The sequence below is a fragment of the Desulfolutivibrio sulfodismutans DSM 3696 genome, assembly GCF_013376455.1.
In the GTDB taxonomy this organism is placed as follows: Bacteria; Desulfobacterota; Desulfovibrionia; order Desulfovibrionales; family Desulfovibrionaceae; genus Desulfolutivibrio; species Desulfolutivibrio sulfodismutans.
The window spans coordinates 3120935-3133615 of the sequence record NZ_CP045504.1; the positions used below are offsets into that span (position 1 = coordinate 3120935).

Annotated in this window: 14 protein-coding genes; all 14 read right to left on the reverse strand. The window is 68.7% G+C overall.

All coding sequences use genetic code 11. From position 1 onward, the window contains the following. Window positions 1–217: 217 nt before the first annotated feature. The 14 genes from GD606_RS14240 to GD606_RS14305 all read right to left on the reverse strand — a co-directional run bounded on the left by GD606_RS14240 (window position 218) and on the right by GD606_RS14305 (window position 12584). Window positions 218–1420, reverse strand: coding sequence for a (Fe-S)-binding protein (locus tag GD606_RS14240; RefSeq protein ID WP_163301816.1), 1203 nt, complete (start codon window positions 1418–1420; stop codon window positions 218–220). Window positions 1421–1466: 46 nt separating this feature from the next. Next, window positions 1467–2132, reverse strand: a complete 666-nt coding sequence (locus tag GD606_RS14245) for a hypothetical protein (protein WP_163301799.1) — start codon at window positions 2130–2132, stop codon at window positions 1467–1469. A 9-nt stretch (window positions 2133–2141) separates the two neighbouring features. Beyond that, window positions 2142–3527, reverse strand: a complete 1386-nt coding sequence (locus GD606_RS14250) for a LamG-like jellyroll fold domain-containing protein (protein ID WP_163301817.1) — start codon at window positions 3525–3527, stop codon at window positions 2142–2144. An 11-nt stretch (window positions 3528–3538) separates the two neighbouring features. After that, a complete protein-coding gene (locus GD606_RS14255; protein ID WP_163301818.1) occupies window positions 3539–3820 on the reverse strand; it encodes a hypothetical protein in 282 nt (93 codons plus the stop codon). 25 nt (window positions 3821–3845) lie between these two features. Beyond that, the gene (locus tag GD606_RS14260; RefSeq protein WP_163301819.1) at window positions 3846–4304 is read right to left on the reverse strand and encodes a hypothetical protein; all 459 of its coding nucleotides are present in this window, start codon (window positions 4302–4304) and stop codon (window positions 3846–3848) included. A 7-nt stretch (window positions 4305–4311) separates the two neighbouring features. Continuing rightward, a complete protein-coding gene (locus GD606_RS14265) occupies window positions 4312–4734 on the reverse strand; it encodes a hypothetical protein (RefSeq protein ID WP_163301820.1) in 423 nt (140 codons plus the stop codon). A 153-nt stretch (window positions 4735–4887) separates the two neighbouring features. Further along, entirely contained in the window at window positions 4888–6804 is a 1917-nt protein-coding gene (locus GD606_RS14270; RefSeq protein ID WP_163301821.1) for a hypothetical protein, read from the reverse strand. Then, complete coding sequence (locus tag GD606_RS14275) at window positions 6801–8240, reverse strand: hypothetical protein (protein WP_246298815.1); 1440 nt, start codon at window positions 8238–8240, stop codon at window positions 6801–6803. The genes GD606_RS14270 and GD606_RS14275 overlap by 4 nt, the downstream gene beginning before the upstream one ends. 3 nt (window positions 8241–8243) lie before the next feature. Then, the gene (locus GD606_RS14280; RefSeq protein WP_163301822.1) at window positions 8244–8696 is read right to left on the reverse strand and encodes a hypothetical protein; all 453 of its coding nucleotides are present in this window, start codon (window positions 8694–8696) and stop codon (window positions 8244–8246) included. Next, window positions 8696–10498 (reverse strand): transglutaminase-like domain-containing protein, encoded by a 1803-nt coding sequence (locus GD606_RS14285; RefSeq protein WP_163301823.1) that lies wholly within the window; start codon window positions 10496–10498, stop codon window positions 8696–8698. The genes GD606_RS14280 and GD606_RS14285 overlap by 1 nt, the downstream gene beginning before the upstream one ends. Next, window positions 10495–10677 carry a hypothetical protein gene (locus GD606_RS14290; protein WP_163301824.1) on the reverse strand — a complete coding sequence of 61 codons (183 nt, stop codon included), beginning with the start codon at window positions 10675–10677 and terminating at the stop codon, window positions 10495–10497. The genes GD606_RS14285 and GD606_RS14290 overlap by 4 nt, the downstream gene beginning before the upstream one ends. Then, window positions 10661–11326, reverse strand: coding sequence for a hypothetical protein (locus GD606_RS14295; protein ID WP_163301825.1), 666 nt, complete (start codon window positions 11324–11326; stop codon window positions 10661–10663). Before GD606_RS14295 ends, GD606_RS14290 begins: the two co-directional genes overlap by 17 nt. Continuing rightward, window positions 11323–11898, reverse strand: a complete 576-nt coding sequence (locus GD606_RS14300) for a hypothetical protein (protein ID WP_163301826.1) — start codon at window positions 11896–11898, stop codon at window positions 11323–11325. Before GD606_RS14300 ends, GD606_RS14295 begins: the two co-directional genes overlap by 4 nt. A gap of 227 nt (window positions 11899–12125) precedes the next feature. Beyond that, complete coding sequence (locus tag GD606_RS14305) at window positions 12126–12584, reverse strand: hypothetical protein (RefSeq protein ID WP_163301827.1); 459 nt, start codon at window positions 12582–12584, stop codon at window positions 12126–12128. Window positions 12585–12681: the final 97 nt, after the last annotated feature.

A 12681-nucleotide genomic window follows, 5' to 3' on the forward strand; every position in this document is an offset into this window, starting at 1 on the left:
ATACCGTGAGTCACATACACCGGCATCGTTTTCCGGGCAATGCGCCGCTGCAAGGGATAAGGCATGTCATCGTGTGGCCTTTGCAAAAAATATTTTATGTTTTTTGTGATTAAAAAACATAAATTCAAGGTGTTGCGGTGTGCTTAGCCATGACGGCAATTCCCGAACGCAACACGAGCGCGGCGTCGGCCGCGCAATCCAGGCTCTTATGATGGCGTCATTCCCCCGCCGTGTCCGCATGTCCCGTTTCCTCCGGGAGAATCGCCTCCAGCCAATGGCCGACGGTGACGGACGGGGGGGCGGTGGCGGCCAGCTGCGTGGCGCACCCGGCGCACGAGGTCAGGACATGGGCCTTTTGCGGCGGATCATGGGCCTGCCAGCAGGCGGCGGCGGTTGCGGCCGAAAGGTCCGGGGCGGTGATCTGCATCAGGCCGCCGAATCCGCAGCAGGGCGTGGGGCCGTGCGGAAACGGTCGGCCAACGGCCCGGGAGAGCAGGGCGGCGTCGGGGTCGCCCGGCGGCGCGTGGCAGGGTTGGTGGTATTGGATGGCCTGGGGGGCCTTGGCGGCGACGGTGAAAGCGGTATCCCCCAGGAGCGTGGAGAGGGGGATGACGGACTGCCGCCAGGTGTCGGCCTCGCCGGGGAGGAAAAGGGATTCGGGGTAGGCGGCGAGGCCGTGGTGGCAGGAGGCGCAAAAAACGGCCAGGACGGGGCGTCCGGCCTCCCGCCAGATTCGGATGTTCGTCCGGCGGGCGGCGTCCTGGGCGGCCGGGAGCCCGGCGTGCCCCAGGGGCGCGCCGCAGCAGGCGAATTCCGGGGTCTTTGCCAGAAGGGCCCCGGTTCCGAGCAGGAGGCGGCGGGCGGCGCGTGTCCAGTCGGTACGGGCGAAGGCGGCCACACAGCCGGGAAAAATGGCGACGCGGCGTCCGGCGAGGGCGGTGTCGAAGCGCGCGGGCGCAAGCCAGGGGGGGATGGCCCGGGTCTGATCCAGGCCGGACAGGGCGGCGGCCAGACGCGGCATCGGGCCGATGCGGGGGGCCAGGCGGCACAGGGCGGCGGCCATGGGCCACATGATCCCGGCCCGGGTGATCCACTGCCCCCACAAAAATTCCGGCCAGCCGGGATGGGCGGCGCGCAACGCGCCCACGGCGTCCGGGGCGCACAGCCCCAGAGGACAGGCCGCCTGGCACCGGCCGCAGGACAGACAAAGTCCGGCCAGCTCCGAGGCGGCCGTGCGGCCAAGGGTCGGATCATCAAGGGCCAGGCGTCCAAGGAGCAGGAATTTGGCCCGGGGAGAGAGTTCCTCCCTCCCCGTGGCCGCGAACAGGGGACAAACCACCACGCAGCGGCCGCACAGGATGCAGTCGCCAGGGGGATGGAAAGCTGGGGATTGTTCGTCTGTCGCGTTGGACATGGTCATGCCGGGGCCGTCGCCGCCTGGAGGGAGGCGCAACCCTCTGCCTGTGTCAGGGCTTCTCGGGCCACTCGATCCCGAGCTCCACCGCGGCCACCGCCGCCACGTCGGCCGCCTCGCGTATCTGGAGTTTGGCCCGGCGACGTACGGCCTTGATGGCCGCGCCGTAGGCCATCCAGGCCGCCCGGTCGGTCAGGACCGCAACGGCCACGTCGCGCAGGCCCACCTCGCCAATCGTCGCCAGAAGGGCTTCCTGCTCGGCCGCCAGAAACGGATAGGCCGCCGGGTCCAGAGGGTCGGGCGCGGCCACGGCCCGGGCCGCCTCTTCGGCGGTGTGCTGGTATTCCATGGCCTGGCCCTGCCCCGGCGTCAGGACCATGAGCCGCCGCCGCTCGGCCTCGGCGTCAATGGCTGCACAGGCTGCGGCCTTGGCCGTTTCCAGACTTTCGGATGCGCCACCAGCCGGGGCGGGGGCATTTTCCGGCCGCGAGACGATCTTCGTCCCGTTCGGGAATTTCGTTCCCAGGACGGCCACGGTCAGGGTTTCGCCCACGCAGCGAAGAGCCACGGTCACCCCTGTCCCGCCGGAAATCGGAATCTCCATCAACGCGTGGTCGTGGCTGGCCGTGACCAGTTCCCCGTCCACAGCCAGGCCCAGGGGCAAAAGATCCGCCAGCAGGGCCTCGCGCGTCGGCGCATGCAGATACAGATCGATCATGGTTGCTCCTTATAGGGTCATGGCCTGCAGTTGCGCGGTGGTCAGGGCTCGGGGGAAATAGGCAAAATGGCGTATAACGCCGAACATCGGCTGCACATTACTAAGACCCTGCCCTAATCGTATTGTTACGAGCGACGACGGCATTGCTCCGGATGTATCCGAAACAGCTGGGCCGCCATTTACAACGAGTTGATAGTTATTGTTTCGGAAGGAGAATGCCACCTTATACACAGTATTCGCAACAACCGTTGATGATGCCTCTGTATAGACAACAGTTGTCCCGCCGGAGGCTACCGCCATTGTAATTTTGTTGCTTGCTGAAACAAATAACGATAAAACGTTTGAACTTGAATTGTTATCTATATAAAAAATCCGTTGTTGAACAGACACCCCAGCAACACGAAACTCACAATAAATCGTCCCCTCGGCCGTGTTGAAATCGATCCCGGACAGCGCCACGGTCGCCACGTCCGCCGTCCGGGCCACGGCCGATCCCTCGCCCAGGATCGGCGAGGTGGCGAACGCCCCGGCCTCCACCTGCAGATGCTGGACCGTGCCTGAAGGTGTGAGCGTCAGCGTTCCGGCCGTGGGCGTGAAGGTGTAGGACACCCGCGCCGGGAGCGCACCCGTGCCATTGATCGTGGCCGCGTGCGCCCCGGACAGGGTCATGGATCCCGTTCCGAAAAACGAAAGCGTGTACGCCACGGCCGAGACCGAGACGTTTTCCGGGGCCGTGGGCGCGGCGGCGATGGTGTTTAAGCGCGTGGCCGCGCCTTCGATGCGCAGGCCGAGCAGATTGCCGGACGCGTCGTAATCGAAGCGCGGCACACCCACGGCGGCCTCGCGCAGGCTCCCGGCCGCGCCCAGACGCCAGGCCGACGACGCCCGGGAAAACGTCGTTGTTCCCGGCAGGTCCAGCTTTGGCGCAAACAGGTTGTAGGCGGGCGGAATCACACCCGGGAATTCGCCCATGGCGTCGCGCATCCAGGACGTAAATTGCTGCCGGGCCACAGCCACGGGCACAACCCGGGCCGCATCCGTCCCGGCCACGCCCTCGGCGTTCGTGGCCAGTTCCGCCACGCCCGGGGCCTCGGTGCTGGCCGCCGCCAGGGGGTCGCGACCTCCGGCTGCGTGCTGGGCCGCGTGGTTGCACAGGGAATCCGGCACATCGTTGCCGTGCCGCACCCCGGTCAGGTTGGCGGTGAGCGTCCCGGCATCCAGGGTCAGGGACACCGTTGTCGCGCCGCCCGAGGCCGAAACCCCGACCACCGTGCCGTACCGCAGGCCGTCTGCGCCGCAGTCGGCCAGAACCCGCGCGCCTGGGGCGAACTCCGCCGTCAGGTCGCCCGGGACGGAAAACGCGGTGCTGGAAAGATATGTCGCCGCAATGGCCATGTCGTATCTCCTTAGGCGAATGCCCTGTGTACCAGAAGTTCGGCCGTGGCTCCGCGTCCGCAATAGTCGCCTTGGGAGTAGGCGGCCTGCAGGCAATGCACCCCCGGCATGGACAGATCCCCCTGCCGGGTCACGTAGCGCAGCCGCGTTCCTTCCGCCTCGGCCGGCCATGTCCTGGATGTGCCGTCGGGACGGCGCACGACGATGGCCGGATTTTCGGCCTGGGACAGATCCCGGCCGCATTCCAGAACCACCGCCGTGCCCACGTCGCCCACATAGAGTTTTTCCGTCATATCGTTGTGCTCCCGGAAAATGTCGTCACGTTGTCGCGTCCGGCCGCCCCAGGGACGACCGGACAGGGATATGGACCGCCGCCGGGGATGTCCGGGAAACGGACAAGGCTGGAACGGAAAATCCCGCATCCCAGTCGCGCCACCCATTATAGCGGTTTGCGGGGTAATGGGCCATCAGGATCATGCGCCCCCCCCCGGCGGTTTGGACCAGGGCGTCCATGGCCACCTGCACGGGGCCGGGCCGCAGAGAAAGCGGCGGGGCCCCGGGCGTGGCCACGGGACCGGCTCCGACCTGCACCCCGCCGGGGATCATGAGCATGGCGGCGGGGCCGACCGGGACGCCCAGGCCCCCGGTGGCCGCTGCCGGGTTCGCCGCCGCGCCAAGGGGCAGCCGCGCCGCCTGGACTGTCGCGTCGAGCCCTGCTGGCTGCCAGGCCCCTGGCCAGTCCAGCCAGGCCGATGACGTGTGTTCCCATGCCTGCATGTGGACCTCAGTTCAAGGAAAGAATGCCGTTTTCGTTAAAACGGACGGTGAACGTCCCGGCGCTGACCGATTTGAGCGCGGTAAAATCCAACAGGCACACCAGGGGATCGACCACGCCCGCCACGGTCTTGGCCGCGTGGATGACGGCGTAACGGGCGCTGAAGGTGGCGTCGGTCCACTGGGGGTCGTCGGCGTCGAAACGCACGCTCTCCCCGTCCTGGACCCAGACGGTGTTGGCCAGTTCCCGGCCTCCGGCGCTGTAGCCGTCGCCGTCAGGGGTCTCGTGGCCGACCACGTCGGCCAGCACGGCCTGGCCTGCGTCCGGGACGTAGCCCTCGCCAAGCAGCACGATGCGGAAGGTGTCGTCGTCCATGTCCACCAGCCCGCTGCCCAAATGCCGCTTGAACGTGTTGTAGACAAGATCGGCCATCGGTTCCTCCTGCGTGTTTCAGATGAGGTTGACGCCCGGGGGGGCATTGCCTGCCAGGGGCCGCCGCAGGCGTTCGTCTTGATGCTGCGGGCGGCATGCCTGCTTGTTGTGCGTTGACGTTGGACAGGCCCCGCGCCGGGCGCGGCCGGGGCGTTAGTTCCGGTAGTTGTAGTTGTGGCTGATGCTTTCCCGGTAGCCCGTGGAGCGGCTGGAGGTTTCGGACGTGGACCGTTGGGTGGATTCCGTGGTCGAGGTGTTTTGCCGTTCGCCCTTGGACTCGCTGTAGCCGACCATGGCCGAGGCGTTGACCGAGCTTAAGGCGCTGGCCGCCATTTGGGCCGAGACCTGGGCCCCGGAGCGGATCTTTTCCACCTCCAGGCGCATCTCCCCCAGGGCGGATTGCAACAGCATGTCCGCCTCCTTGAGGGAGACCTCGGCGGTCTTCATGTAGAGATCCGCCTGGGAGGCGTATTTCCTGGCCACGGAATCGGTCTCCAGGCCCTTGGCCCGCACCAGGGCTTCATAGGCCCGCATGGTTCCCTCGCCGCTGCGCAACAGGACATCGGCCTCGGCCGTGGCGGCCCGGACCCGGGCCTCGTATCCGGACACGTCGGCCTGGTATTTCTCCACGCGGGCCTTGGCGTTTTCCACGGCCGCCGTCAGCCTGGCCTGGCCCTGGTCCTTGAGGGCCGCGACCCGGGCGGTCCAGGCCGCCACCTGTTCTCCGTAGATCTCGGCCTTGGCCTTTTCCCCTGCGATCAGGGCGGCATGGGCGTTTAAGCGGGCGGTCTGGGCGTTGATCCCGGCCACATAGGCGGCCACGGCCGATTCGTGGGTCATGAGGCGTTGCCGCTCCACCTCGGCCTTGGCCGACACCCCCTGCATGCGGGCCTTGTAGGTTTCCACCAGCGCCGTGACTCCCTCCACCTGGATCTTGTAGACCTGGGCGGCCAGGTTTTGGATGTCGGCTGTGATCCTGGCCCCGTCCATGCGGGCCTTGTACTGCTCCAGTTCCGCCAGGCTGGCCCGGATGCGCGACTCAAACACCGCCGCATCGGCCTGGTAGCGGGCCAGTTGGGCGTTATGGATGTTGATCTCGGCGTTTAAGGCCTCGTAGCCGAACCTGGCCAGGGCCGAGGCCCGCTCGAAGGCCCGGGCGGCCACGGCGTTGAAAAGCTCGATGTTCTGGGCCTCTAGGGCCACGGCCGTGTCCACGGCGAACCGGCCGTGGTCCCTGGCCAGCTCGGCCTGCTTGCAGGCGATGTCCCGGTCGAGGTCGGCCAGTTTTTCGGCATGGTCGGCCTGAACCTGGCGGATCAGGGCCAGCATGGGGCCGCCGGGGGACATGCAACCGGCGGCGGCGAACCGGTCCTCAATCTCCCGCACCCGGTCCTGAAGCTCCCGGGTCAGGCGCGACCGGCCGCGTTCCCACAGGGCCTCCTCCACCTCCGGGCCAAGCCCGGTCCCGCCCGCCTCCAACTCGCCCAGGATTTTTTGGGTCACGGCCTGGCGCAAGGGGGAGTCGTAGGCGGCCTCGCTGTGCACGAACAGGTTGCCCGGGGCCGTCAACTGGGGCGCGGGCGGCCGCTGGCCCTCGAAATTCGGGGTGATGGGGGCGGGCATGGCCGGAATGGCCACCGGATCGAAGACCGGCGGGTCCGGCAGGGTGAATTCCGGGTCGGGCGGCAGGGCGATGTCGCCTGGGGTCGGCGGGCCGTCCGGGGCCTCGGGCCAGACGAGTTCCGGGGCCTCCGGCAGGAGGAGGTCCGGGGGAACCACGGTAAATTCCGGAATGGGAATCTCCTCGAACACGATGTCCGCCAGGCTTGGGGCCTGGGGCTCCTGAACCTGGCGCACGGCGACCTCGGGAAAGTCCGGCGGGGCGGGGATGTCCGGGAATTCCGGAACCTCGGGCTCCTTTGCGATGCGGGCATGGGGATAGTCCAGGCGTCCCAACTGCCCCAGTTGTCCCAGGAACTCCTCGGCCGTGCGCCAGGCGTCGCTGGCGTAGTTCTGGGCGGTCTGGAACTTGTTGTCCACGAGGTTCGCCGCGCCGTTGAACGTGATCATTGTGCATGCCTCCCGATGACGATGGGTGTCAGTCCCAGGGCCGCAAGCGGGCCCGCCTCGAACTCGTCGGCCACGAATTCGCCGTAAAACGCCTCGTAATGCAGGAGCCGGGCCTGGTCGGCGTCCAGGGCGTGGTGGAAGAACCGGACCAGGGCCACATGCATGGCCGCGTTCATGCGAAAGCCGCTGATCCGTTCCCCGGTGCGGTCGCTGATGAAAAAGCCGCTGTTGACCCCGGAGGCGGCGTATCCCTGGTCCATGGCCATGACGCCGACAGGCTGGGCGGTCTCATATGCGGCCCATTGGCGCGGTTCCTGCCCCTGGGCCGCCAGGTACAGGACGGTGGCGCCATCCCCGGCGTAGCTAAGGACGGCATGGCGCCACACCCCCAGGCCCAGGGAGGGGGTGAGGATGGGCGCGAACCCGTACTGGGTGGAGAAATCAAAGATGCGCCCGGCCAGCAGGCGGTCTCCGTCGGCCACGAAAAGTCCTGCCGCGCGCATGCCCGCCACGAACCCATGGGGATGCGGATAGGCCTTTTCCCTGGCGTCCCGGTAGGGGCTGGCCGCCGCGCCGTCCGGGGCCAGAAGGGGGGCGTCCGGGCAGGCCTGGGAAACCCGCTTGATGCCGGTCAGGGTTTCCGTGCGCCGGGAGAAATCCTCGTTCCAGGGGGCCCAGGGATAGGTGATCTCCTCGGACCAGCCGGGATGGAAGTCCGGTTCGCAAAACCCCACCACCGGCGACAGGCTGCCCGGGCAGGTCCAGGTGAAGGTCTCTCCGTCCAGGCTTTGCAGCACATAGGGGCGGATGGGGGAAAAGCCCCCCCGGTCGTCGAAGGTGTAGTCGTAGTTCAGACGGCTTGTGAGCCGAAACAGGCAGCTCACGGAAAACGCCCCGGACGTTGGGATGTGCCCGGGTCCGTAGAGAAGCCCCGAGCCTTCGTCGCCGGGCAGGGAAAAGGCGTTGAAGCTCCGCTCCCACCCGGCCAGGGGGGCAACGCCCGGATCCGGCAGGCCCGTCTGGTCAAAGGGCAGCATGGCGACGCGGTTTCCCGTTCCCAGAACCCATTCGGCCAAAATTCCATCAGGAATGGCGTTTTGCAACCCCGACACGCCGTCGTAGCGGGCCAGGCAGCCGGGGATGACGTAGAAATGGCCGTCCGGGGCAGGCTGCGGCCGCGTCCCGGTGCTCACGGCTGCAAAACGCCGGTCGCGAACCGGAGGGGCGTACAGATGCACCTGTTCCAGGCCGCCCAGGCGGCGGCAGGCGATGACCCGGCCGTCATCGAAGCGCACCGTGCGCGAAACCGCGTCCAGGTCGTTGACGTTTTGGCGGCGCATGACGGCAAGCTCCCGCCAGGCGGCAGGGCGCAGGGCGGCCGCCGCCTGGCGGTCGCCGAATTCGCGCACCGCCGGGGGGATCGACAGGTCGTTCACGGCCTACCTCCGATCCAGGCGGACATGTCCCAGGCCAAGTCCCTCAAGCGTAAAACCGCAGCCGTCCCGGTTTTCGACGCCAAGCGTCCACACCCGTCCCTCCCCGTCCCGGCCCACGGGGATGCGGGCCTCGCCGCCAGGCTTCGTCGATCCCAGGGAAATCCGCCGGGCCAAACCGCCGTCCACGCCCAGGAGGATGGTCGTGCCGTCCTGACACGTCCCACGCAGCCGGATGTCGCGCACCCGGGTCGCGGCCGTCTCGTCCAGGGCCACGGGCGGCAGGTCAAGCGCCGCCGCAATGGCCCGGCCGTCGTCCGTGTCGCCGCAAAGGCGGCACAGGCCCCGGCCATCCGCCGCCAGAACCGTCCCCCCCTCCCGGCACAGGGCATGAAAATCCCAGTCCGCATACTGGGTCACCGCCAAATCCTCTCCCACGCGAACGCCCATCCCGGCCATCACCACACCTCCCCGGGCCCATATTCCAAAACGACCCCGCCAAGCCCCCCGGCAAAGGCAACGCCCCGGCCATCCGCCGCCAGGGGCCCGAAGGCCGCCGCACACCCGCCCCGGGCCTCGAACCATCCCCCGGCCGCGATCCTCACGCCGGGGACCGCCGCAAGGCCGTCGCCAAGCGTCCCGGCCTCCCCGGCCGCCCGGACCAGGGCCACGGGCAGGGCGAGGCCTCCGCCTCCCGTCTCCCCGCCAAGCCCGCCCGCCTGGAGCCCCAGTCTGGCCAGGCGGCACCGGCCGCCGCACAGGGCGGCGGCCCAGGCCTCGCCCCGTCCCCGCAGGGCCGCCAGGGGGCATCTCCCCGTGGCCAGGGCCCCGCAGGCCGCCGTCGCGGCCATCCCATCCAGGGCGGCCAGTCCCAGGGCCCCGGCCAGCCCCGTGCCGCAAAGGGCCGCAAGCGTGGCCGCTCCCGCGCGCCATCCGGCCCGGACCTCCGCCGTCAGGCCGGGCAGATCCCCGTCGCCGCGCCCACCGGTCCTCCCCGTGCACGCCAGGGAGCCGGAAAGGCCCGTTGCCGATCCGAGCCGAAGGGCCCCCGTGGCGGCCTGGTTGGTGACCCCGGCGCAGACGGGCACGGGGAGCGCTGCCGCATCGGCCCGCACGGACGGAAAAAACTCCGCCAGGGACAGGCGGGAGGCATAAAACCGCTCACTGGTCAGGGCGTATTCCACGCTGTGGTAGTCCGGGCTTTGCTCCAGGGCGGGGAAGTCCTCCGGCCCGGCCAGGGGCGAGAGGGCCCCGGCGGTCCAGTCCAGGATGGTCCAGCGTTCGTCGGCGGCCCGCTTGTAGCAGAGCCAGGCGTGGCCCATGTTGTCCGAGCCCGCCCGGCCGAAGATGGTAGCCATCCGGAAGGAGGGCGTTCCACAGGCCAGGAGCAGCCCGTGCAGGAGGATGGCCCCGTCCTCGCAGTCCCCCTCCCCGCGAAACCAGGTCGCCACGCCGCAGCTCCACCTGTCGGCGAAGTCCAGGGACTCGGGGTCGCTGGCGTAGGAAAGCAGGTTGGAGACGGCGTAGAGCAGGGCGGCGGCCTTGTCGTCGGGCTCAGTGAGCCCCTGGGTCAGGGAGGCCGCCAGGGCCTTGAGGATGGCGCTCTTGGTGTTGAGAAGCCGCACCACGTCGGCCTGCGGGGTGCGTCGCACCACGGGGTTGTCCAGGCCGCAGCAATAGGCCTCCAGGTCCGGAAGCGGCGGCCGGATCTGGGCTTCGCCGTGGCGGTCCAGGCCCGAGGAGGACAGGAGGGTCCAGCCGCAGGGCAGTCCAAGCGTCCCTGTCGCGCCGGTTTCGCCGTGGGCCCCGGGCCGGGGCAGGGCCATGGCGGCCAGGCCGCCGGACCTGGCCAGGGCGAAAAGCGGCGGCAGGGCGCTGGCCGAGAGAACCAGGGTCCGGGCGGTCCCGGCGAGGGCGAGGCACGGCAGCCGGGTGTCTCCCGCCCCGGGGAACCACCAGGGGCCAAGGGCCTGGCACCGGGGCAGGGGCAGGGCCGCCTCGGCCGCCGCGCCCACCGTGGCCGCAGCCTCCGCCTCCAGGCCGGGAAAGACGATGCCGGTGCAGCCGCCCTCCCCGGGAACATATCCGCTTTCGTCCTTCTCGCCGGGGACCGGCCCGTCGCAAGGGGTTTCGCCGGGGGTGGTCACGCCGCAGGTTCCCGTGCCCCGGACGTTGAGAAACACGGCGCACAGGCCGTCGGCGCTGCGGTCGTCCTCCGGGGCGGCCTCGATGTCGAAGAGGTAGTCAAAAAGCTGGCTCATTGTTCACCTTCCCGGCCATCCCCGTCGCGTTTCCCGGGCGGCGTCCCGTCGGTCGGGACGACCCGGAACCGGGTTCGGGAAAAGGGGCTGTGGCCGTCTTCCCCGCTCATGGCCGCCTGCCGCACGGCCCGGGCCGCCTCACGCCGCATGGCGTCCCGGGGATCAGGAGTGTTGTCCATGGAAGATCAGCTCCGAGACGTTGTAGTTTCCAAACAGATCCGTAACCGCCGCCTCGATGCGCATGCGATAGGCCAGGAAAAAGGCGTCGTTTGGCACATCCATGAGGTCGGACAGGAAGATGCGGCCCAGCTCATAGTCTTCCATCCGTTCGTCGGGAAAGGGCGAGGCCGTGGCCACGCGCATGGCCCGGTAGTCCGTCACGGCGAGAAGCGGCGTCCACAGGGCTTCGTCGTTGGAGGCCTCCAGGACGAAGGTGCTGGGATAGGCGCACGGCCCCGTGGCATACGGGCACACGGACAGCTCGCGCACCCCGCAGGAGAACTGGAATCCCGTGACCCTTAAGGGGGAGGCGAAGCGCACGCCCACATACTGTGGCGTCGATCCCGGGGGTTGGGGGACCCAGCTGCCGTTTATCCCGTCCGTACCCGCGATGCAGAAGTCGTTGGCCAGGGGCCAATAGGTGCTGCACGAGGACATGATGAGCGTGCCCTCGACCAGGAGCAGCCCGTCGTCCTGGCGGGGCAGGTAGCCCCAGGCCTCGCCGAAGCGGTGGACGATCAGGTGGTCCTGGTACAGGGCCCGTTCCAGGGGGTCGGGCAGGGAGCGGGACACGGTTCCGTTGGTCAGGTGGTAGGCGATGCGGCTCATGACGTCCTCCCCAGGCGCAGATGGGCCGCGCCGCCAAGTTGCAGGACGCCGCTTAGCGCCGCATACCCGGCCGTTCCCACCCCGCCGTACCAGGTGACGGCGTAGGTGCTGGCCCTGGCCTCTTCGTCCACCCAGACCATGCCGGGCAGGGGCGGCGGCAGGCTCAGGTCGGTTTCGGCCACGATTCCCGTCTCCCACAGGTCGGTGATCTCGAACGTGCGGTCGAGTCCGAAGGCCTCGATGCGCACCCCCTTGACCACGGACAGGCTGTAGCGGGCGTCCGTGGGCGCGGCGAGGTGGAACGCGCCGTAGCCGGTGAAGGAAATTTTCAGGCTGAAATCGTCGTCGGCCCCGGTGTCGGAGAAGATCATCTCCTGGCGGGGCAGGGCCGAGCCCGGCAGGTAGTCGCCCTGGGCCACGCCGCACAGGGGGGTTCTGGAACAGGTCACCCGGCTGCCGAAGCTGTAGGGGCATCCGCGCAGCGCATCGAAGGCCGGGCCGCAGGTGACCCGGATGCGGCCGGGGAAGCCGTCGAATCGGGCGGGCAGGGACAGGGGATAGGCTTCGGGCATGTGGTCTCCGGTCCATGGGGTTGCGGGGGCGCGAATCATGCCGGTTTGCGCGGCATGGGGCCTGTGCCGTGGCCGTGGCCTGGCGGGCGTCTGGGACGACCGCCCCGGACGCCCGTCCGCCGCTCGTGTTCCGTTCGGCAATTTCCGTTATGGTTTTCCAGAAGACAACATGCTGAATTTGTTGTTTTTATTCACAAAACAACAAAATGTTTTTTGTGAACGCCACACTACGAAGCCGGGAAGGTGATGGTGAAGCTGTCGATGGTGGTGGTGGCCCCGGCGGTGATGGCCGTGCTGGACATGTTGAGCTGGGCTCCGCTGGTGGAGATGGACCCGTCGAAACGGGCCGTGTCCGTGGAGGCCCCGGTGCCCAGATCGTTGGCGTAGAAGCGGAACCAGCCTGCCGTGCCGCTGGTGGCCGCCACCCCGGACCAGACCTCGCCGGTGTTCTTGGACAGGATGCCGCCTGCGGCCGTGCCGAACTCCAGGCCGCTTGCCGCCTGTCCGGCGGTGAAGGTTCCCGATCCCAGGGTGATCTGGGCCAGGTGGGTAGCCCCTTCGGCGTCGTCGGCCGTGGTGGGCTGCACCCCGGGGAAGATGCGGATGACGCCGTCGGCCAGGGTTTCCTTGAAGCTGCCGGTGCTCAAGAGCTTGTTGCGCAGTCCGGTGGACAGTCGAAGAGCCATGCCAATCTCCTTTTCAAATGGGACGGCCCGGCCGGGGAACCATTCCCCCGCCGGGCCGCCGGTTGTTTCCATGCGGCCGCGCGCTCGGCGCGTCCGG

Bases quoted from the DNA above. Each gene is read 5' to 3' on its own strand.
- GD606_RS14240 (WP_163301816.1), bottom strand. From the start codon at position 1,420: ATGACCATGTCCAACGCGACAGACGAACAATCCCCAGCTTTCCATCCC.
- GD606_RS14245 (WP_163301799.1), bottom strand. From the start codon at position 2,132: ATGATCGATCTGTATCTGCATGCGCCGACGCGCGAGGCCCTGCTGGCG.
- GD606_RS14250 (WP_163301817.1), bottom strand. From the start codon at position 3,527: ATGGCCATTGCGGCGACATATCTTTCCAGCACCGCGTTTTCCGTCCCG.
- GD606_RS14255 (WP_163301818.1), bottom strand. From the start codon at position 3,820: ATGACGGAAAAACTCTATGTGGGCGACGTGGGCACGGCGGTGGTTCTG.
- GD606_RS14260 (WP_163301819.1), bottom strand. From the start codon at position 4,304: ATGCAGGCATGGGAACACACGTCATCGGCCTGGCTGGACTGGCCAGGG.
- GD606_RS14265 (WP_163301820.1), bottom strand. From the start codon at position 4,734: ATGGCCGATCTTGTCTACAACACGTTCAAGCGGCATTTGGGCAGCGGG.
- GD606_RS14270 (WP_163301821.1), bottom strand. From the start codon at position 6,804: ATGATCACGTTCAACGGCGCGGCGAACCTCGTGGACAACAAGTTCCAG.
- GD606_RS14280 (WP_163301822.1), bottom strand. From the start codon at position 8,696: ATGGCCGGGATGGGCGTTCGCGTGGGAGAGGATTTGGCGGTGACCCAG.
- GD606_RS14285 (WP_163301823.1), bottom strand. From the start codon at position 10,498: ATGAGCCAGCTTTTTGACTACCTCTTCGACATCGAGGCCGCCCCGGAG.
- GD606_RS14290 (WP_163301824.1), bottom strand. From the start codon at position 10,677: ATGGACAACACTCCTGATCCCCGGGACGCCATGCGGCGTGAGGCGGCC.
- GD606_RS14295 (WP_163301825.1), bottom strand. From the start codon at position 11,326: ATGAGCCGCATCGCCTACCACCTGACCAACGGAACCGTGTCCCGCTCC.
- GD606_RS14300 (WP_163301826.1), bottom strand. From the start codon at position 11,898: ATGCCCGAAGCCTATCCCCTGTCCCTGCCCGCCCGATTCGACGGCTTC.
- GD606_RS14305 (WP_163301827.1), bottom strand. From the start codon at position 12,584: ATGGCTCTTCGACTGTCCACCGGACTGCGCAACAAGCTCTTGAGCACC.